This is a genomic window from Flavobacterium sp. (assembly GCF_044376915.1).
GTDB lineage: Bacteria > Bacteroidota > Bacteroidia > Flavobacteriales > Flavobacteriaceae > Flavobacterium.
Window position 1 is genome coordinate 1 of sequence record NZ_JBILKB010000017.1, and the last position, 20,443, is coordinate 20,443.

The following is a 20,443-nucleotide window of genomic DNA, read 5'->3' on the forward strand; positions in this document are numbered from 1 at the left end:
CTTGTAAAACACAGTATTTACAAGGGTTTCTTATTAAATGTTTGAGCAAAAAGTTGAGCAAAACCGAATGCTCAACTTTTTTTATATCGATATTTTTCGGTGATTTTGGTGTTTTTTTAGATTGAAATGTAACCTATTTAGAATATTTTGAGGTTAATCAAATAACAAAACTTAATAATATTGAGACATTAAGTAGTATTAACTTAAACTAAATACGAGGTAGTTTTAACAACATAAAATTATTATATTTGATTAAATTAATATAAACATAACAAAAAGCAAAAAACCTGCGACTATCTCGCCAAATTGACAGCATACCTGTCCCGAACAAGCGAGTATAAAGAAGTTAGCCGTCAGTTTGGCGGAACGCAAAAAACACGAAATTTAGAAGAAAAAAATGGAAGTTTACATAATTGGTTTTTTATTAATTTTAGCAATAATAATTGGTTTAATTTGGTTATGCTTTTGGCTTCCAAAAAAACTTGGATATCCGAAATTTGGAAAATATTTGTCAATTATTGTTGGTGTTATTATTGGATTATATGTTCTATCTGGAATTTTTGAAGATGAACTTTTTTCTAAGAAAAATGCAACTGAACTTTTAGCCGAACAGAACATAAAACTTAATGATGAATTTGAACTGAATGAAAATAAATCAATGTCATCAATTGGAGATTATTATCACACTTTTACATTAAAAATTTCAGAAAAAGATAAAGCGAGAATAATTAACGAAATCAAAACATCAAAAAACTTTAATCAGGACAAACAAACAGAATCATATTTTGACAATAGAAAAGATTATTATAACGGTCCAAAAAGAATTAAAAACTACGAAACAGAAAACCAGTTTATAAGAGAACTTTTTGAACCTAACGGAGAAGGTTACGCTCCAACTTGGCGGAAAATAGAAATTGACAAAAAAGAAAACTTATTAATATTTGAAGATATTGATGAATAAAACCGAACGGCTAACAGGCGTTTGGCAAGATTGCGAATTTTGTAGTAAATTCACGATTACATTTCGCAAGAAATTTTATCTTTGATAGAAAATAATCGGTTCCGAACTTCGCAACCTCGCCAAGCGCCGGAACGTTACCACTCAGTTTTTCGGCACTCAATTTTAATTGGAAATTTAGCAGAATAGAAGAATTCAAGAATTTAACAAAACAATACTTTTATAAATGTATGATTTAGAATTTTACTTATATGGAATAATTCCGATGATAGTTGGGATTTTGATAATGTGGAAATCAATCCAGATTTCATCAAAAAGAAGAATGGTTGTAAGTTTGGTTATAACATTCATAATTGCTATTTCTTTCGCATTAGCAGAATATATGCTATTCTTGATAAGCTTTACAGAAGCATGGCCAACATATACACCGCATATTTTGTTAGCTCTGAATTTAATATTGTTAGGTATTCAGCTGCTTCTTAAAAATAGAAAAGATTGAGGTTTGACTTTCTAAAACGTAATTGAAATTTATATCGAGAAAAACGAAAGGCAGAAACTGGAAAAGTTTATTGTTACTTTGTGTACTCAAGTTAGTACAAAACCGAAGTGGTAACAGCGGTTTAGCGCAATGGCTGGTTTATTTTTCTAAGTCGGAAATGTGCCAAATAGAAATTTTAATATCTTTACAATAAACAAATAAACAACCCGCCACTGCGCCAAGCCGCGGAACGTTAGCGGCAATAATCAAAAAACTGTACATGAAAAACATACTTTTCGTTTTATTAATATTCTGTTTAAATTGTGTAAATGGACAAACTAAATGGAAAACTTTTGATTCCGAATATGGAATTACAATTGAATTACCTGAATATTTTTCAAAAGGAATTCTAGTTGCTGGTGGAACATTACAATGGTTTAATAATACTATCGATGATGATATTCAATTAAGTATAGAATCATTTGGAAATGGAACAATAAAAGAATTAAACGAAAGCTATAAAAGTGATTTAAAAAACGAAAAAAATGTAACATACAAGGCAAAGAAAAATACTTGGTATGTAATAAGCGGAAAAAATGAAAACGGAATATTTTACAATAAATCGATTATTAAAAATGGTATTCAATTCCATCTGAGAATAATTTATCAGGAAAAAAATAAAAAGTTAGTCGAAAATCTAATTGGCCGAATTTCAACTTCTTTTAAATAAATAATCAAAATTACTGCCGCTAACAGGCGTTTGGCAAGATTGCGAATTTTGTAGTAAATTCACGTTTACATTTCGCAAGAAATTTTATATTTGATAGAAAATAATCTGTTCCGAAGTTCGCAACCTCGCCAAGCGCCGGAACGTTAGCCGTCAGTTTCTCGAACCGCAGAAAAATACATGAAAAATGAAATATCCCAAAATCACATTACTTGTTTTTATTTTATGGATTATTGGATTTTTCATAATGTATAAAGTTGGAAGCGAAGAAAGTAAAATTGAAAACAAATTATTAAAAAACAACATAGAAATAAAAGGCATAATTGAATCTATAAAGATTTCAAAGAATCATTGTTTTGCAATTATACAAGTGAAAAATCTTGAAGCAAACAGAAAAATATTTAATCAAGTTTTAAACAGAAAGTATTTCCCTTATGTTATCAAAAATAACCAAAGTGAAATTTATGCGCACATATGTGACTTGGAAAATATTGGAGATACTATAACGTTGAACTCAAACGAGAAAATAATCAAAATAAAGGATAACTCTACCGGAAAAATTTCTGAAAGAGATATTGGAATTGTTAAAGAGGAAACTGATATGGAATTTATAAAATTGAATACAATACTGAATAAATAAAAAACCGAACGGCTAACAGCCGTTTCTCGCAATTGCGAATTTTGTAGTAAGTTGATGTTTACGTTTCGAAAGAATTTTTATCTTTAACAGAAAATAAAAAGTTCCGAAGTTCGCAACTGACGAGAAGCGGCGGAACGTTGTGCGACACTTTAAAATAATAGAAAACTATAGAAAAAATGAAAAAACCACATGTTTTATTAACTACTTTAATTATTCTGACATTTGTAAATTGTGGTTCTGTGAGTAATTATACAAATAATTCATTAAATAAAAACTTTTATAGTTCAAAGACAATTTATTTTACTTTAAACCAAAAAAGCAAAACTACAATGGATGTTAAAGGTGGTATGCCAGTTTTAGGTGGCTATAAAGCCCCAAATGTAAAAGAAGTTTTTAAAGAATCTATCCAAGAATTGGCGAATGAGACCAAACTCGATTTAAAATTCATGGAGACGTCTGAAAAAAATTCAGGAAAAGATATAATATTAGTAGATGCTGAGATTTTGGAAATAAACTGGACTTTTGGGCTTTCAGTGGCAACTCTTAAAACAAAAATAGATTATAACTTAGTTAATGACGCAAAACTAATAAAAACAGAAGGTATTCGTAAAAGTGGTGGTGGTTCTGAAAGTAATAACTTGAGAAAATCTCTTAAAAATGCAACTTACAAATTTTTACAAGAGTTCGAAAAAAATAATTAAAAAAGCAATCACACAACAGCATATTTGCGATAGTGTGGGGGCCTTTCTAAATTTAAAGGTCGTTTTCTATTTGTATTCTTAGTGATAAAACAAAGTAAAACCCTTTTTTAGTCCGCACCATCGCAAATCTGCAAAACGTTATAAGCCATTTTAGGACGACACACAACACATAAGACAACAGACGATATGGACATACTTTTAATTCAAATTCTTTTAGGCATCGGACTGTTTTTTCTAATAAATTGGATTGGGAAACATTCCTATTCCATTGGATATATGGAAATATCAATTTTCGTAAAGACAGAAGAAGCTCCAGCATTAAACTTTCTTATTCGTGTTTTGACACCGGTAGTTTATATCATCATTGTCTCAACCATATTGTACTATTTCGGACTCGACAAATATGTTTGGAATATTTTTCTTGTAAATATTTACTACATAGTTTTCCGACTTCTTTTCAACCTGTTGACAAATCGTGGGTTGTTATTAAACTGGTATAGACAATTTCTGTATTGGGGAGCAATAGTGGTAATTTCCTATTTTACCTATGACAAGATAATAAAGGTAAAGACTAATATTTTACCCGACTTTACAACAGTTGCAAATGAATTATGGATTATTATTCTAATTTTTGTTTTCCAAGTAACAAACAACATTAGACTATCCGAAGACGGGACTGTGAAACGCAAACAAAATTATTTGAAGACAAGACATAATTATTTCAAAAATTTATACGGAAAAAAGATTAAGGAAATTACGCAGAACGAAGTTTTAGAAGCAATAACTTACGCTATACTTATTTACGAAGACTTCAATAGACCTAAACTTGCAAGAATAATTGAGAATATAAAATTCAGAATTACAAAGAAACCTCATACACTTGGAGTTATGCAAGTAAAGACCAACAAATTATTGACAGACAATGAAAGTGTAGTTCTTGGGACAACTAAAATTGTTGACGCATACAAATTGTATTTACAGAAGCCTGCAGAAGAAAATGATGACTATTATGAATGGACAGCAATGAGCCAAATTATTGGAGACTATAATACTGGGACAAGTTATGGTTATGAAGTAACCGAATTGGCACAGACAATAAAAGAGGAGTTTTACAAAGGAACTGATGACACACTTGACAGAAAGAAAAACGGCTTATAACAGCACCTACAAGAAATTGGCGGTTCAGTGGTTACATGAAGCTTTGTGCTTCGTATCAAATTCAGTGGTGGCAGACAGTTTTCGTCTCCGAAATCGCCAACTTCTTGTAGCCGCGAAACGTTGGCAGAAATATTAAAAAAACGTAAATGAAAGAAACCTTTTCTTTATTATTAATTTTATTATCTTCATTAGTTTATTCTCAAAAAGAATTAAAATCAACTGATATAGATAAATTTTGTTATAAATTCAAAATTGAGAATGACAAAATAGTTGGAAATGGTTCCGAAATTCTTACTAATAAAATTTCTGAAAGCCAATTTATATTGTTAGGTGAACAACATTTCGCTTCTGAAATATCATTATTTACAAATAGTTTAATTCCAATACTTTCTGAAAATAAATTTAAATATTTTGTATCAGAAATTGGTCCAAATAGCGCTAAAAAATTAGTTTCAGAAATTCAAAATAAAGGACAATTATTTGATTTCAATACCAAGTATAACGATTTGAGTGGAGAAATTCCTATTCCTTTTTTTGATGGAAAAGAAGATGAAATATTTTTAAAAACTGCACTAAAAAATAACTTTCAAATTTTAGGTATTGACCAAGAATATCAAACTGCTCAATTCTTCTTATTTGACGAGATTTTAGAATTATCAAAAAACAGAAAAAATATTTTACCAGCATATGAGAATGCTTCTAAATTAATGCTTGCCGAATTTAAAAAATATTGGAAAGACTCAAAACACAAAATATTTGAAAAATACATTAATTCAAAAGAAATAAATACATTTTTTGAATTAACTGACAAAAAGAATGTTGCCGTACAAAAAATAATTTCAGACTTAATAATATCTTGGAATATTTATTTGCAAAATGAAAAAGGCATGTATCAAAATGGTTGGCTTCAGAGAATTCAAAATATGAAAACTAATTTTAGCAAATATTACAAATTAGCAACAAAAAAAGATGATTTACCTAAAATGTTTGTAAAAATGGGAGCAGTTCATTTATCGAATGGAATGAATAATTATGGTTATTATGATTTAGGAAATATGATTAAAGAATTATCTCACTTTAACCAAACAAAATCTACTTCTATAAAATGTATGCCAAGATTTTATATGGAAGATAATCAAATTAAAGACGATTTAACCGAAGAAAATCCGATAAACATAGTTTTAGAAAAAGGAAATAAAGAAGAATGGACTTTAATAGATAATACTGAATTATTAAATCATTGTTACACAGAAAAAATTAAAATAAATTCGGAATTAAGGAAAGAACTTGAAAGGTTTGATTTCATATTAATTCCACCGTTAGTAAATCCAATGAAAATGAACTTTAAAAAATAAAAATACTTCTGCCAACAGCAGTTTGCAAAAATGGCGGGTTTTGGGCTTAATTTGAAGTTGGTTTTATAATTGCAAAGTCAGTGTTTAACCGAAAGTTTAGGATTCTATAATCCGCCACTTCTGCAAGCTGCAAAACGTTAGGCGTCAGCTTACGAGCGAACGGAGAATTCAATAATTTAATTCAACAAATTGAAAAATATTCATAAATATCTTTTTTTCATAATTCTTATGGTTTTATTTATTTCTTGTAAAGAAGAATATAAAACTCAAATAGTAATGACCACAGAGAAAGTGGAAAGTTTAGAAATTGGTTTATTAGGTTCTTGGGGAAATGCAAAAATTGATTGGGGAAATGGAACGACAATAAACTCAAGTGATTTATGGTCTTTACCAAAATATTTTAAGAATAATTATTCCGACAAAATAAACCACACTATAACAATAAATGGCAGTAAACTAAATACCATTAAAGGTTTAGTTTGTTTCAACAACCAAATAACAAGTTTGAATATTAGTAATTGTCCCAAATTAGAAACATTAGACGTTCTAAAAAACAATTTGAATGATATTGATGTCAGAAAAAATAGTGAATTAACAATGTTAAATTGTACTTGGAATAAACTTAAAATTTTAGATGTTACTAATAACACTTTACTTGAAAATTTATCTTGTGAAAATAACCAGCTAAAGAGTTTGAATTTGTTGAAAAATACAAAATTAAATTCAGTTTTTTTACGTTCAAATCAATTAAATACAAACCAATTAAATCTTTTGTTTGAAACTTTGCATAATAATAAAATTTCAAACAAAACTATTTACATTGGAGGAAATCCAGGAACTGAAAAATGTAACAAAAGCATCGCGAAAAATAAAGGATGGATAATAGATGTTGAACCGGTTGAATTTAAATAAAAAGCCGAACGCCTAACAGGCGTTTGGCAAGATTGCGAATTTTGTAGTAAATACACGTTTACTTTTCGCAAGAAGTTTTATCTTTAACAGAAAATAATCGGTTCCGAAGCTCGCAACCTCGCCAAGCGCCGGAACGTTTGTAAACAGAAAAAAAAATCACTTGTTCAACTTTTTATTTTGGATAATTTATGATTTTTGACCTGATTATTTTTGTAATGAGGTTGGATTGAAGTCATTAATAAATCGCGGATTTTCTGTGTTCCGGACCAAAATCAGTACGAGATTTTATATTGTTCTTTTCATCTTTAATAATTCGTTCACCATATTTGTATATCCCGTCATAATACAGGGTAACAATAATGTTTTTCTCTTTGCATTGAAGTTCACTATTATGTCCACCAACACAATACCTCCCATCATCCATTTTTCTTCCAAATTCAAGTTCAATGAGTTGTTCGTAATAGAAAAAATAACATCTTCTGTTTCTACGTTCAATGCGTAATGATTTGTTTGTATAGTCAAAAACAGGCATCTTCTTTTTTGCTTCTTCTTGATATTTTTTTAGAATAGATAACTTGTTTTTAATATATTCTTTTTCCTCAACTGAACCAACATAATTTTTCTTATCTAAGAAAACTATCATTTGAACATATTTCCCAACGCCCTGAAGATATTTTTCTGTAGCGTAATCCACAACAATAAAATCTTTATTAACCGAAAGTTTTCCGAATTCATCTTTGAATAGCAACTCATCTTTTGTCTTTGTTGTATTGAATGATGATAAAACTAACAACAATAAAGTTAATGATATTTTTTTCATAAAATTTGGGGTTTATATTATAACAAATTGCACCCTTATTTTATTGTTTTGATGTTTAAAAATTTAAATATAAAACCCCCAACTGTCAAATTGGGGGTTTAAATAAATCTAATTGAATTCTACTTCAACTTCTAATTTCTTTGAAATTCGCTCTATTGCTTTATTGAAACCTTTAACATCTTTGTTTGTAATAACATATATGTCATGCAACGGTTTGTATAAATTGTATTTTAATGCAGACTCCGGTATGTCTTCATAATTTAAACAAATTGTTTTACCCAATGCAATACTTGCATCTTTCCTTGATTTAAATTCCCCGTGGGAACCCTCTAATACGTCTTTAACAAGGTCATAATACGTTTGTGCGTATGATTTGTTGTTGTAATCTTTGTTGTTGAATTTGAACTTTCTGTTCTCGAATTTGTTTCTTAATTCCATAATAATTGATTTATTTTAAAAGTTATAAAAATTGAATTTGAAAGAGTAGCTACCTGATTTCGAGGACAAAAATATAGCCGTATAATTTGCTGTACTGCATAAAAAATATTTTTTTATTTGAAACTTTTGTACAGGGTCTAGTTTGTTAATTTTAAGTGCTTTAGTGTATTGCTAACCTAATTAGAATATTTTGAGGTTTAATCAAATTATATTAAAAATGTGCAATGTATTCGGTGTGAATTATTGTTTCTGTACCGAAAATTTATTAAATAAAAAAGCTATAATTTTTTCTGTTTGCTGGCGGAGGTGAATATAATTTGTAGGTGTTTTATTAGTTAGTTTTATTTTGTTTCAGTTTATACTGGGTGTATATTTTTTTTGGGCTTGCCCCCCTGCCCCCCAAGACTGTTTTTTGTAGTCAAGTTGGGTTGAAAATTATAATATAGACAGAAGACCTAGTTGCCCCACTTCATATCATTGCTTTTCGTGATGGGGTGTGACAGTCATTATTTCAGACTCGAGAATCTACACTTTAATAAATATAGTCTACATCGAAAAAATCAAGAGTTGATTCCAAAAATTTAAAAATTTTTGGAATCACTTTTTTCCGACTATTGATGACTAAATTTTACCTATACCCCTTAATAGAGGGGGGGATACCCCCCCTTTTTTTTAAAGAGAGTCTATTCAACGGAGGCAGGGGGAACTTAGCAATTATCCCAATAGGTTTATTATGACATTAGAAGTTAACTTAATAATATTTAAATATTTTGTCTCAATTTAATTAGTGTCTCAAAAAAATACCAAAAACAGGCGCCGACATATAGGTTTTCCGCTGTATGTTAGCCTAAACTTAATCTAAAGGATATGTTGATGAAATTTTCATTACTACCACATAAAATAAGTATGTGAACATAATAATGAACAAATAATGGAACTCAATAAGGTAAAACAAATATTAAATAAAAACAGAGAAAAAAAACTTACAGATGAAGAAGTAATTGAAATAATGAAGTTTGTTGAATTACTTGCAGATATTTCGGTAAATAGTTTTTTGAAGTCAATGAATGAAATAAATAAGAATAAGTAAAAATGAATTTTCATCCCCGCCTAAAGTGGGGATTTTTTATTTTATAGGGTATACCTTTTATTGTGAGTTACCAACTTACTCAATTTAGCAATTATTTAGCACTTTAACTAGTGCATATTCACAAAATTAGCGTGTAATTAGCCTTAACCTAAAAATGTGAAATATGAAAGTCCTTTATGTAAGAACTAGTACACTTGAACAAAAAACGGATAGGCAACGAGTTAATGAAAAAGATTTTCAACTCGTCGTTGAGGATAAATGCAGCGGAGCAATAAATCTTTTTGAGCGGGATGGCGGACGTCGATTACTCCGGCTAATTGAGAAAGAAGCTTTAACTGAATTATATGTTTGGCAAATTGATAGACTCGGCCGATGCTTATTAGACATTCTCTCTAATATTAAATTCCTCACTGAAAAGAAAATTTGTATTCATTTTATATCTCAAGGTTTAAGTACTATCCAACCCGATGGAACAGAGAATAATATTACTAAGATGATAATTTCAATTCTCGGTACTCTGGCGGAAATGGAGAGAAGCATATCGAAAGAAAGACAAATGGAGGGGATTATGGTCGCAAAACTAAAAGGGAATGTTTATACTGGGAGAAAGAGAGGCAGTTCTGAGGATGTCTATAAGTTCTTATCTAAACCAAAAAACTTAAAAGCTCTTGAATATATCAAAAAAGGATATAAGAATGTGGAGGTTGCGAAAATTGTAGGATTACACTATAATACGGTTACAAAAATAAAGAAGTTAAAACTTTAGAAATGGCAAATCCCCAACTATACTCAAACTACAGACTAATTAATAATTTATTGTCAAAAAGTATAAGACAAGAGTTTGGTAGTCATATCACCATAAATTTAAACCCATTAAAATATTTTTTAAATCGCACACATTATAGTTATTGGGTTGAAGGAGTAGAACAGGTTTCATTGGATATAAGGCAACCTGTTTCTTTAAAAGAATTAAATCACATTGAGAATAGATTGTTATCAGTTCTCAATATGATTTTTAAATGTGTAGAGTTGGAAAACTTTAAAGAGGTAAAAAAAGTGAATGTTTTGATAACTTAAAATGGTAGTTCATTATCTTCTACCTCAGGAACATGTACTTTACCGATATATTGTATCTCGGATTTTTGAATCTTGAATATGTCGTTTGCAAACATTTTATTAAATCGATATTCATCGTTATGGTATAGTTCAACTTCAATGATTGGAACTATATCATTTACTCTTTTAATTAATTCCTCATATTTGATTTTTTTATTGGTTTCAAGATAAATTCTAAATTGAACTAAGTTGTATGATTCAGTAAAAAAGTAAAAGCCTTCAGGTTCAAGTTCATCATACCAATCATTATTTGATTTTTTGAATTCTTTTGGTCCAAAAAAGTTTTGGGTTAATAAATGCCAAAAGTTCCTATAGTCATTAAAATGTTCGTTGAATTTTATTGCGTCAAAAGTGAGTTCGATACAATAAAAAATTTTACTCTTTTCTTTTTTTATTTCGTTGAGTTGTTCCTTGATTCTTTGTCTTACTGATACTATCATATTTCTTCGCTAAAGTTTGATTTATTTAATTCTTGAAATTTAAAATCCATTATATTATCTTGTTTGTCAAACTTGATTAGTTCAGCGGGGAATAAAGGGATGTTTCTAATCCAGTTTACATTAATTCCTTTCTGTTTGAGGCTTTCTTTTCTGTCGGGTGTCAACTGCTTTATGTCTTTATATTTTATACGACACTTATTTACAAAACCATATGAGTTGTAGATATTCAATTTTCCAGTATAATTAATTTTGTAAAAGTGAAAAATTAGATTTGGCAATTCTTGGTCCCTACTATAAAATACTTCAGGTTTGAAGAAGGTGGTTGTATCAATTATCTTATTCTTATGTTCTTGTATAAAATGTTTTATTCCATCGTGGGAATAGTAATTACTTAAATTTTCATCAGTGGGTTCAATAATTGCTTTCCATTCTTTTATGTTTAATGGGAATTTAAGTTTTACCTCATCAATAAATAATCGTTCTATAGAATCAAATAGTTTAGCACATTCATTACTTTGGTTAGGAAATTCGCAATTACTTTCAAACTCAACCGTACCTTTTTCTCTATCTATTCTTGCAGGAAATCCTAAAAAATCTTCTAATTCTCTCATGTTAATTGTTTACTATAAATATTCAAGTTGATTGAAAAGTTGATTTTCAGGCTCAATTAGTTCTTGCATTATTTCAACTTGGTAATAATCCATCGTCTTCAATGCCCCGAAAGTCTCCGTTCCTGTTCTTACATCAAAAAGTGTAGTGAAGTACTGATTGAAAAGTTCCCAATCTTGAATACCAATGGTTATATCTTTGGGTTTAGGACCAATCTTATTTATTCTTACAGCAAGGTCTAATTCAAGAATGGACTTAATACTCGTGAATGCCATTATAATTTTTGTGGTGTCAGTAGTTACTTCATATTTGTAGAAACCCCCGTCAATATTCTTGAACCATTCACGGTTAGTTAATCTACTTGTAGCACTTTTAGAATTAGTTAATTTTTGGAACCACTTGGATATAGAGTAATTTTTATCAAAGAATTCCTCTGAATCATACTCCACAACTACAATTGTGAATGGTCTATCATTCTCTGTTTCTTTTATTTTTTCTAGTAATACTTTAATCCTCTCGGTGTTCTTTTTGTTCATAGTGTTGTTTGTTTTACTTACGGGATAATCCCTTTTGATGGTTTTGGGTTGTTTATTGGGTATTTCGGTAATTTACTACTATCGTTTCCTGGCAAAAAAGGTTAATTAAGGTAATAATAAACTACCAATTTCATTATAAATAGTCGTATGTTTGCTAATAACTTTAATTATTACAGGTTGTCAATATTTATTAAACTTACTTATATTTGCTATTATGTATTTGAATAGAATTAATAAATTACTTCCCTTAATAAATAATCTTGGTATTTTAGTTGATTCCATCAATCAAATACTTTTACCCTTTTATGAAAATCATAATGCATCCGTTGACAATTACGATAAGTGGAAGGAAAACCAAGAAAAAATCCAATATCTTTCTAATCCTGTGTATAAGATATATGAACTGAAAAACCGGAATTCGGTTAATACTCTAGTTGCTAATGTAAAATGGAAGTTTTTATACAATGGAAAGTTTTTAGAGGACAAATCCATACTTGTTTATCTTGGTACTATTGAAAAATATCCAAAAAAAGAGAAAGATTCTAAATTACTTTACGATATAAATTCAATTATTTATAATCATTTTTTAGAGAAATCACCTCTTCATACAGTAGATATGGATGATTTATCTGAAATGAAATACCAAATAGAATTATATTACTATTGGAAAAGTAAATTAGTTGAATTGGAATACCGATTATCCCCTGATTGGTATAAATCTAAATCAAAGGTTGATAAACCCGAACAAGTTATAATCAACATAAAGTGGGGGTTTGAAGTACCGGGTAAAGAAAACAAACCTCGATATATTCTCAAGAGGTTGAATTTAGAAAAGTATAATTATACAAAATTAAGCGACTTAGAATTAGAGGATATATTCAAGAAAGTAACCTTAGAGCACATTAACAGGGTTGCTCCACTTTCATTTAATCCACCAACAAAAAAATAATCCCCGTTAAGCCCAGTAAAACAAGTAAAAATTAAAATTATCTAAAAATATATTAATAAATGTTTGCATACTTCTTTAATGTAACATATCTTTGTACCGTGATTAAGAAATAAATCTTTTTCTTTTAATCAAGTTCTTAAACTTTTATTGTAGAAGTTATAGTTGGTAAAGACGATAAACCGTCTTAAAAACCCTACTCGGAGGAAAAACCGATAAACAATAAACAACCCGTTTCAACCAGTCGTAAAGGTTCATTCTAAAACCATTTTATTATGAACAAATTACAAATGCCAAAAGTTTCTGTGGTGGCTCCACAAATGTTGAAGAAAAATTCAACAACCAATTCAATGTATTTAGTTCCTGTGAACTACGATGAAATTCGTAACAATATCCAAGAGTTTGGATTATTGACCCCCTTATTAGTTAACTATGACTATGAGATTATTTCAGGTAATCTTCGTCATCAAATTGCCCTTGACATAGGTCTTGAGGAAGTTCCTGTAGTTTTTATCGATGTTCCAGAAGAAATGAAGGATGTAATCTCTGTTTCCACAAACAAATTCAGAGTAAAATCAATCATTGAGATTGCCTCTGAAGTTAGATTCTACGAAGAATTCTATTCAGTTGGTAGAGGAATTAGAACCGACCTGAATCCACAAATGAAAGTGGTGAGAGAGGAAAAAGACAATGCGTATAAATCTATTGGACAATACAAAGTAAATAAGATAAAATCTATTCAAGATAAGGTTATTAAGTTACACGGGGATGATATCGAGAAAATCAATAAGGAATTTTCAAAAATTGATAAAGGAGAAATAACTCTTAATGAATTAGATAAAAAATTGGAAAGAGAACTTCTTAAGAAATATAATGATGTTATTGTTCGTTCTAATTATGAATATATTACTGAAAAAGTTAAAATCTATAATTCTTCATGTGGTGATTTATTTCAATTAGAAGATAGGTCTATACAAACAATTATTACATCTCCTCCATATTTTCAGATGCGTAACTATGGAATTGGTAAGAATCAACTTGGTCTTGAAAAGGAAGTGATTGACTTTATTAATAATCTATGTGATTTATTTGAAGATGCAAAAAGAGTATTGAAAAATGATGGGTCGTTGTTTGTTAATATAAATGATTGTGTAATCAATGGAGAATATCAAAGTGTTCCTGAGTTATTTTTAATTGAAATGAAAAAGAGAGGTTGGAAGTATGTGGACCAGTACTTGTGGTTAAAGTCGAATGTTCAATTTACTCAAGGGAAAAGAAGTGTTAGAAATTTTGAACCAATATTTCATTTTGTGAAGAGTGCGGATTATTTTTTCAATGACACTTGGTTGTCGGAATTTATTGACGAAAATAATAGTGTATCTATGGGAACAAAAATGAAATATCCAAAATTAGTTTCAGGATTAGATTTTAGAGATAACATATTGACACACTCAGGTTCTAATACGTTAGAATTAAGACGTAAATGCTTAGCTGATGCAAATTTTTTGATGGAACACTCAGCGACCTATCCTCTTAGTTTGCCCTTAATTTTTGTTTTAGCAACATCAAAACCAGGGGATACAATATTAGATATGTTTAACGGCACAGCATCAACTGGCGAAGTTTCAGTATTGACTGATAGAAAATATGTTGGATATGAATTAAATCCACAATTTGTAATGGCATCAGAGGTAAGATTGTCTGAGTATGATTTAGGTGAAGTAGCGTAATACTCGATATAATTTGATAACAAAGTCAATAAACTGACTAAAAACCATATTGGGAGGACAAACCCATAAAGAATAAACAACCCGTTTCAACCAGTCGTAAAGGTTCATTTTAATTTTAAAATTTGAACTTATGAAAGAATCAACATATCGTGTATTAGAATTTACAAGAGAAGATTTAGAAAGATTGGTGAAAGAAGCTCTTTCATCGGAATTTCAAAAAATGATGGGAATGATTAATAATATTGAAGGAAATAAAACGAAATCTGATTTAATGACAAGAGAAGAAGTTTCTAAATTACTTAATGTCTCTTTAGTAACCCTACACAATTGGGAAAAGAAAAAAGTACTAGTTTCAAGAAAAGTTGGAGGTCGTGTTCTTTATTTAAGAGATGAAGTATACTCAAGGCTAAACTAATATATCAATCAAATCCTAAAAACCCACTAATAAGTGGGTTTTTTTATGATATAAATTTTTAAATTACATTAAGATAAGTTAAAATAAATTAACTTTTTTGAGTCCCCTTTCAAGTCCCCTTGAGAAACAAAAAATCCCTAACTACTTGATTTATAAGTGATTAGGGATTATTTTTGTGGTACCTCCAGGGATCGAACCAGGGACACATGGATTTTCAGTCCATTGCTCTACCATCTGAGCTAAGGTACCTTTACAAAAACAAGAATTTCTATTTGTTCATTGCGGCTGCAAATATAGAATCTATTTTAGATTATCCAAAACAATTTTTAAAAAAAATCAATTTGTATATTTGCAATTCAAAAAACAAGTAGATGCTTATTACTATAGATATTGGGAATTCAAGAATTAAAGTAGCTGTATTTGAACAAGATATCCTTGTAGATTTGTTTGTGGTGGATCCCCAAGAAGCGCGTATCTTTTTTTCTGAAGTTTTCAAAAAATACCCAAAAATTGAAAAAGCACTGTTTTCTACGGTGGGTCAATTTGACCTCGAGGTATTGGATTTCATTCAAAAGCAAGTTGTTACTCAAATCATCCATCATCAAACCAAATTTCCCTTTACTAACCTTTATACTACCCCAGAAACCCTTGGTGTAGATCGAATGGTACTGGCTGCTGGTGCTACCTTAATGTTTCCAAATAAAAATAAGCTGGTTATTGACGCAGGAACATGTGTAACCTATGATTTTGTAGATCAGCAAAACCAATATATGGGGGGTGCTATATCTCCAGGAATTGCCTTGCGCTATAAAAGTTTAAATGATTATACCCAAAATCTTCCGTTGTTAGAAAAAAATGATCCACATGCTCTGACAGGTAATTCAACTGAAAGTTCGATTCATAGCGGAATAATAAATGGTTTGACCTTTGAAATCGATGGGATTATTTCCCAATATTTTCATAAATATCCAGATTTAACAGTAATTTTAACAGGAGGAGACGCAGATTTTTTGGCTAAAAGATTAAAAAACACCATATTTGCCCATTCAAATTTCTTGTTAGAAAGTTTGCGCCTATTATCAACTTATATACATCAAAATGATTAAAAAAATTTCCGCGTTTGTATGCATCCTAATTTCTTCCGTTTCTTGGTCTCAAGATAATACGGCATCTCCCTATTCTTATTATGGTTTGGGCGAAATAAAATTCAAAGGAACACATGATGTAAGAGCAATGGGAGGAGTAAGTATTTTTAATGATAGTATTCAATTAAATATTGTAAACCCAGCATCGTTTTCAAAATTAAAATCAACTGCATTTACAATTGGCGCCACTACTTCTACGACAAACTTTACGACTGCTGCAGAAAATGAAAAAGCACAACGTACTACAATTGATTATCTAGCGGTTGGATTTCCTTATGGAAAATTTGGTTTCACATTTGGAATCATGCCGTATTCAGCTGTGGGATATAAGATAGAAAATACGGCAACTGAAGTGGATAATACGGTTCGGAATAGACGAAATTTTGGCAATGGAAATGTAAATAAATTATATGTTGGAGCCGCTTATAATTTGACAAATAAACTAAGTTTCGGATTTGATTTGGGTTACAATTTTGGAGATATTACAACCGAATATATTGAATCCATATACTCTCCTATAGTCTTGCAATTGCGTAGTAGAGAACGCAATAATTCTAAATTGACGGGAGTTTCATTAAACACAGGATTTTTATACAAAACAAAAATAAATGCCAAATTGGATTTAAATGCGGGTATTACCTATCATCCAAGTGCTACTTTAACATCTGAAAACACAAGAAAAATTGCCACAATTTTATATAACATCAACGGAATTGAATTGGTTGGAGAAGAAAATGATATTCCAGTGAATGATACAGAAATGAAGATCCCCGCTGTCTTTACTTTTGGATTAGGTATTGGAGAAAGTAAAAAATGGGCAATTGGTTCAGAAGTTACTTTTTCAAACAACAGTGAAATGACCAACCGATTTGGATCAGTTGACAATGTAGCTTTTGAAAACTCAAAGAAAGTTTCTTTAGGAGGGTTTTACATACCTAAGTATGATTCTTTTGGGAATTATTTCAGTAGAATCGTTTATAGAGGAGGTTTTAGATATGAAAACACAGGGATGGTGATTAATAACACAAGTATTAATGATTATGCACTAACTTTTGGTTTGGGCTTACCTGTTGGGTATTCAAAAATCAATTTAGGTCTTGAATATGGTAAAAAAGGAACTCGAACTAATGGTTTGATTGAAGAGAATTATATTAATGTGACTGTTGCATTGTCGTTAAGCGACCTATGGTTCATCAAGAGAAAAATCGACTAAAAACACCTTAAAATGCGTTTTCATAATTGCTTAACGTCTCTCATTAAAAGTGCTATTTTGTTGCTAAGTGTATTGTTTCTGCTGGCTTGTGAAAGCGATTTAAAAAATGTAAAAAAATTGACGGAAACTTCTTTTGCTCCTTCCGGTTCAGTTGATTCTATTCATTTAAAGTATACGGATTCAGGACGCATAAAATCCATTTTGAAAAGTCCCAAAATGCTTGATTTTGCAGCTGTTTCACACCCATTTACCGAATTTCCAAAAGGAATTCATCTGACATTGATGGATGAAAATGGAAATCAAAGTACAATAATTGCTGATTATGCTATTTCTTATAAAAAAACAAAAATTATTGATTTACAAGGAAAAGTCATCATCACTTCTCACGATGGAAAAAAACTAGAAATGTCCCAATTGTATTATGATCAGAAGAACGAATGGTTTTTTACAGAAAAGCCTTTTAAATATACCGATGAAGTAGGAGGTTATTTAGAGGGGCCTGGGGTTGACTTTAGCAAAGATTTTAAAATCTTCAACATGCAGCGAAGCAGTGGTGAAGTAAACTCTATAGACTAAATTAAAAATACTATATCATGAATTATTTAAAATTTGTACAATATTTTTATCTCGCATTTGCTGCTTTTTTTGCATATGACGCCTTTTCAAAATTCGATAAGCAGGAAAGTTATGTTTTGAGTATTGTTATTGCTGTAGTTTCGCTCGGAATGTTTTTCTTTAGAAGACATTTTTACAATAAATATCAAAATAAAAAATAAAATCAAAAAAATCTGTGAAAATCTATGTTTACTATTTTTATTATTAAATAGATAATCGTATTTTCGCCCTCTGAAAAAAAAATTAAACACAAATAAAAATGGCAGTTTTATCTAAAATTAGACAACGTTCATTCTTCTTAATTGTAATTATTGCATTGGCATTATTTTCATTTGTATTAGCAGATGTGATCAAGAGTGGAACTTTTGGAAGCAGTGCAAATAGTGTAGGTTCAATAAATGGAACAGACATTTCAGCACAAGAATTCATGCAACAAGTTGCAATGATGGAAAAGCAAGGGCAAGGGATGAGTAATACGCAAGCTATGAATACAGCTTGGGAACAAAAAGTAAGAAGTATTATTCTTGGAGAAGAATTTGAGAAGTTAGGTCTTAAAATTGGTGGTGAACAATTAATCAACGTGATCAAACAGAACCCAAATTTTGCTCAAAATCAACAATTTTTAAATGCTGCAGGTCAATTTGATGAAAATAAATTTAAAGAATATATAAAGTCTTTAAAAAATGCTCCTAATCAAGAACAATGGTTGCAGTGGAAAGATTTTGAGAAAAATATTGAAACGTATGCCGTAGAGCAAATGTACAATACGATGATCAAATCAGCAATAGTTACAACAAAAGCGGAAGGCAAATTTGCCTACCAAATGGAAGAGAATAAGGCTGATTTCGATTATGTTACTATAGCATTTTCAACCGTTAACGATAAACAAGTAAAAGTAACTGATGCAGAGATTTTAGAGTTTATGAAGAAAAACCCTAAAAAATACAAATCTGATCCTACCAGAAGTATTGATTTTATTTTAGTGGATAGCAAGCCTTCAAAAGAAGATGAAGCCGCCATGTTGGAATCGATTAGCGGGGTATTAACGGGTAAAGTTGTATACAACGAACAAACGAAAAAGAACGATACTATTGATGGATTCAGAACGGTTTCTAATGTTGGAAAATTTGTAAATGATAATTCTGATATTAAATTTGATTCTACATATGTAGCAAAAAAAGACTTACCTGTAGAATTTCAAGAGCAATTATTTAATTTACCTGCAGGAGCTGTTTACGGACCTTATATTCACAACGGTCACCAATGTTTGTCTAGAATGATAGGGAGAAAGCCAAATGCAACTGCAAAAGCTAGTCATATCTTGTTAGCGTACAAAGGCGCAGAACGTTCAACAGCTACAAGAACAAAAGAAGAGGCTCAAAAATTAGCCAATGATTTATTGGCACAAGCCAAAGCAAATCCTGGAAATTTTCCAATGTTAGCCATTACAAATTCTGACGATCCTGGATCAAAAAATAATGGAGGAGAGTACGATAACATTGCTCCGGGTCAAATGACGCCTAAATTCAATGATTTTGTTTTTAACAATCCTGTAGGGACTATGGGAGTAGTAGAAACAGAATTTGGTTTCCACGTAATGAAAGTGTCGGGTAAAAACGATGCCGTATTATTGGGTACTGTAGCTCAAAAAATTCAAGCCTCAGACGCGACTATTGATGCAGCTTACACGAAAGCAAGTCAATTAGAATCTAGCGCATTAGAAAATAAAGATTTTGAAGCGATAGCTAAGAAAGCAGGCTTAGTAGTTGCTCCTGCAACTAATATTAAGGCGTATGACGAATATGTTCAAGGTTTAGGTTCGCAAAGAGAAATAGTTCGTTGGAGTTTTAACAAAGAAACAGAAGTAGGTGGAATTAAGCGTTTTGAAGTGCCTCAAGGTTTTGTTGTCGCCAAATTAAAAGATATAAACGATACAGAATTACTTCCTTTAGATGTAGCGAAACAATCAATAGAACCGATCTTAAAAAATCAGAAAAAAGCCGAAATCATCAAGAAAAAAATGAGTGGAAGCTCATTAGAAGCTGTTTCAAAAGCATCTGGTGCTTCAGTACTTTCTGCTACTGCTGTGACTGTTAAAAATCCAATGATTATGAACATTGGTATGGAGCCAAAAGTAGTTGGAAAAGCATTTGGATTAGCTGCTGGAAAAACTTCAGAAATTATTGAAGGAACAAGTGGTATGTTTGTGGTTAGAGCTAAGAAGGTTGTTAAAGCACCTGCCATTTCTGATTATGCAAAGTATATCAATCAAGAAAAGTCACAGAATCAATCGTATGCTTCTTCACAAGCTTACATAGCTATTAAAGACAAAGCAGAGATTAAAGATAATAGAGGAAATTTCTAGTAGATTTCTTTTACAAATAAAAAAAAGAGCTGATTT

The 20,443-nt window shown here is 30.3% G+C and carries 23 protein-coding genes and 1 tRNA gene; 18 read left to right on the forward strand and 6 right to left on the reverse strand.

Annotated elements, in window-relative coordinates; all coding sequences use genetic code 11:
* Positions 1-397 precede the first annotated feature (397 nt).
* The 7 genes from ACIQ6Z_RS03140 to ACIQ6Z_RS03170 all read left to right on the forward strand — a co-directional run bounded on the left by ACIQ6Z_RS03140 (position 398) and on the right by ACIQ6Z_RS03170 (position 6,929).
* Positions 398-961, forward strand: a complete 564-nt coding sequence (locus ACIQ6Z_RS03140) for a hypothetical protein (protein WP_396209480.1) — start codon at positions 398-400, stop codon at positions 959-961.
* A 755-nt stretch (positions 962-1,716) separates the two neighbouring features.
* Complete coding sequence (locus tag ACIQ6Z_RS03145; RefSeq protein ID WP_396209481.1) at positions 1,717-2,166, forward strand: hypothetical protein; 450 nt, start codon at positions 1,717-1,719, stop codon at positions 2,164-2,166.
* Positions 2,167-2,350: 184 nt separating this feature from the next.
* Positions 2,351-2,803: a hypothetical protein gene (locus ACIQ6Z_RS03150; RefSeq protein WP_396209482.1), complete on the forward strand. Its 453-nt coding sequence runs from the start codon at positions 2,351-2,353 to the stop codon at positions 2,801-2,803.
* Positions 2,804-2,979: 176 nt separating this feature from the next.
* Positions 2,980-3,504 (forward strand): hypothetical protein, encoded by a 525-nt coding sequence (locus ACIQ6Z_RS03155; protein WP_396209483.1) that lies wholly within the window; start codon positions 2,980-2,982, stop codon positions 3,502-3,504.
* Positions 3,505-3,690: 186 nt separating this feature from the next.
* Positions 3,691-4,662 (forward strand): hypothetical protein, encoded by a 972-nt coding sequence (locus ACIQ6Z_RS03160; RefSeq protein ID WP_396209484.1) that lies wholly within the window; start codon positions 3,691-3,693, stop codon positions 4,660-4,662.
* Between the two features lie 146 nt (positions 4,663-4,808).
* Positions 4,809-6,017 (forward strand): hypothetical protein, encoded by a 1,209-nt coding sequence (locus tag ACIQ6Z_RS03165; RefSeq protein ID WP_396209485.1) that lies wholly within the window; start codon positions 4,809-4,811, stop codon positions 6,015-6,017.
* Positions 6,018-6,293: 276 nt separating this feature from the next.
* A complete protein-coding gene (locus tag ACIQ6Z_RS03170) occupies positions 6,294-6,929 on the forward strand; it encodes a hypothetical protein (protein WP_396209486.1) in 636 nt (211 codons plus the stop codon).
* Between the two features lie 235 nt (positions 6,930-7,164).
* Here ACIQ6Z_RS03170 and ACIQ6Z_RS03175 read toward each other — a convergent pair whose 3' ends face one another.
* Positions 7,165-7,749: a hypothetical protein gene (locus tag ACIQ6Z_RS03175; protein WP_396209487.1), complete on the reverse strand. Its 585-nt coding sequence runs from the start codon at positions 7,747-7,749 to the stop codon at positions 7,165-7,167.
* Between the two features lie 108 nt (positions 7,750-7,857).
* A complete protein-coding gene (locus tag ACIQ6Z_RS03180) occupies positions 7,858-8,187 on the reverse strand; it encodes a hypothetical protein (protein ID WP_396209488.1) in 330 nt (109 codons plus the stop codon).
* A 931-nt stretch (positions 8,188-9,118) separates the two neighbouring features.
* Between ACIQ6Z_RS03180 and ACIQ6Z_RS03185 the strand changes: the two genes are divergently transcribed.
* The 3 genes from ACIQ6Z_RS03185 to ACIQ6Z_RS03195 all read left to right on the forward strand — a co-directional run bounded on the left by ACIQ6Z_RS03185 (position 9,119) and on the right by ACIQ6Z_RS03195 (position 10,354).
* Entirely contained in the window at positions 9,119-9,277 is a 159-nt protein-coding gene (locus ACIQ6Z_RS03185; RefSeq protein WP_396209489.1) for a hypothetical protein, read from the forward strand.
* Positions 9,278-9,440: 163 nt separating this feature from the next.
* Positions 9,441-10,043 (forward strand): recombinase family protein, encoded by a 603-nt coding sequence (locus ACIQ6Z_RS03190; RefSeq protein ID WP_396209490.1) that lies wholly within the window; start codon positions 9,441-9,443, stop codon positions 10,041-10,043.
* A 2-nt stretch (positions 10,044-10,045) separates the two neighbouring features.
* Positions 10,046-10,354 (forward strand): hypothetical protein, encoded by a 309-nt coding sequence (locus ACIQ6Z_RS03195; RefSeq protein ID WP_396209491.1) that lies wholly within the window; start codon positions 10,046-10,048, stop codon positions 10,352-10,354.
* Here ACIQ6Z_RS03195 and ACIQ6Z_RS03200 read toward each other — a convergent pair.
* The 3 genes from ACIQ6Z_RS03200 to ACIQ6Z_RS03210 are packed head-to-tail and all read right to left on the reverse strand — an operon-like array spanning position 10,351 to position 11,978.
* Positions 10,351-10,833 carry a hypothetical protein gene (locus ACIQ6Z_RS03200; protein WP_396209492.1) on the reverse strand — a complete coding sequence of 161 codons (483 nt, stop codon included), beginning with the start codon at positions 10,831-10,833 and terminating at the stop codon, positions 10,351-10,353. The genes ACIQ6Z_RS03195 and ACIQ6Z_RS03200 overlap by 4 nt on opposite strands.
* Complete coding sequence (locus ACIQ6Z_RS03205) at positions 10,830-11,444, reverse strand: hypothetical protein (protein WP_396209493.1); 615 nt, start codon at positions 11,442-11,444, stop codon at positions 10,830-10,832. Before ACIQ6Z_RS03205 ends, ACIQ6Z_RS03200 begins: the two co-directional genes overlap by 4 nt.
* 12 nt (positions 11,445-11,456) lie before the next feature.
* The gene (locus tag ACIQ6Z_RS03210) at positions 11,457-11,978 is read right to left on the reverse strand and encodes a hypothetical protein (RefSeq protein ID WP_396209494.1); all 522 of its coding nucleotides are present in this window, start codon (positions 11,976-11,978) and stop codon (positions 11,457-11,459) included.
* Between the two features lie 214 nt (positions 11,979-12,192).
* Here ACIQ6Z_RS03210 and ACIQ6Z_RS03215 point away from each other — a divergent pair, with 214 nt between their 5' ends.
* The 3 genes from ACIQ6Z_RS03215 to ACIQ6Z_RS03225 all read left to right on the forward strand — a co-directional run bounded on the left by ACIQ6Z_RS03215 (position 12,193) and on the right by ACIQ6Z_RS03225 (position 15,069).
* On the forward strand, positions 12,193-12,927 hold the full coding sequence (locus ACIQ6Z_RS03215) for a hypothetical protein (RefSeq protein ID WP_396209495.1): 735 nt from the start codon (positions 12,193-12,195) through the stop codon (positions 12,925-12,927).
* 272 nt (positions 12,928-13,199) lie between these two features.
* Positions 13,200-14,654 carry a DNA modification methylase gene (locus ACIQ6Z_RS03220; protein WP_396209496.1) on the forward strand — a complete coding sequence of 485 codons (1,455 nt, stop codon included), beginning with the start codon at positions 13,200-13,202 and terminating at the stop codon, positions 14,652-14,654.
* 130 nt (positions 14,655-14,784) lie between these two features.
* Positions 14,785-15,069, forward strand: coding sequence for a helix-turn-helix domain-containing protein (locus ACIQ6Z_RS03225; protein ID WP_396209497.1), 285 nt, complete (start codon positions 14,785-14,787; stop codon positions 15,067-15,069).
* A gap of 176 nt (positions 15,070-15,245) precedes the next feature.
* Here ACIQ6Z_RS03225 and ACIQ6Z_RS03230 read toward each other — a convergent pair.
* Positions 15,246-15,318, reverse strand: a tRNA-Phe gene (locus ACIQ6Z_RS03230).
* A 122-nt stretch (positions 15,319-15,440) separates the two neighbouring features.
* On the opposite strand from ACIQ6Z_RS03230, the gene ACIQ6Z_RS03235 reads away from it, so the two are divergent.
* The 5 genes from ACIQ6Z_RS03235 (at position 15,441) to ACIQ6Z_RS03255 (ending at position 20,407) form a co-directional block, all read left to right on the forward strand.
* Positions 15,441-16,175, forward strand: a complete 735-nt coding sequence (locus ACIQ6Z_RS03235) for a type III pantothenate kinase (RefSeq protein WP_396209498.1) — start codon at positions 15,441-15,443, stop codon at positions 16,173-16,175.
* On the forward strand, positions 16,168-17,427 hold the full coding sequence (locus ACIQ6Z_RS03240; RefSeq protein ID WP_396209499.1) for a hypothetical protein: 1,260 nt from the start codon (positions 16,168-16,170) through the stop codon (positions 17,425-17,427). Before ACIQ6Z_RS03235 ends, ACIQ6Z_RS03240 begins: the two co-directional genes overlap by 8 nt.
* 12 nt (positions 17,428-17,439) lie before the next feature.
* Complete coding sequence (gene lptC / locus ACIQ6Z_RS03245) at positions 17,440-18,003, forward strand: LPS export ABC transporter periplasmic protein LptC (protein ID WP_396209500.1); 564 nt, start codon at positions 17,440-17,442, stop codon at positions 18,001-18,003.
* A gap of 17 nt (positions 18,004-18,020) precedes the next feature.
* Complete coding sequence (locus tag ACIQ6Z_RS03250; RefSeq protein WP_396209501.1) at positions 18,021-18,203, forward strand: hypothetical protein; 183 nt, start codon at positions 18,021-18,023, stop codon at positions 18,201-18,203.
* A 98-nt stretch (positions 18,204-18,301) separates the two neighbouring features.
* A complete protein-coding gene (locus tag ACIQ6Z_RS03255; RefSeq protein WP_396209502.1) occupies positions 18,302-20,407 on the forward strand; it encodes a peptidylprolyl isomerase in 2,106 nt (701 codons plus the stop codon).
* Positions 20,408-20,443: the final 36 nt, after the last annotated feature.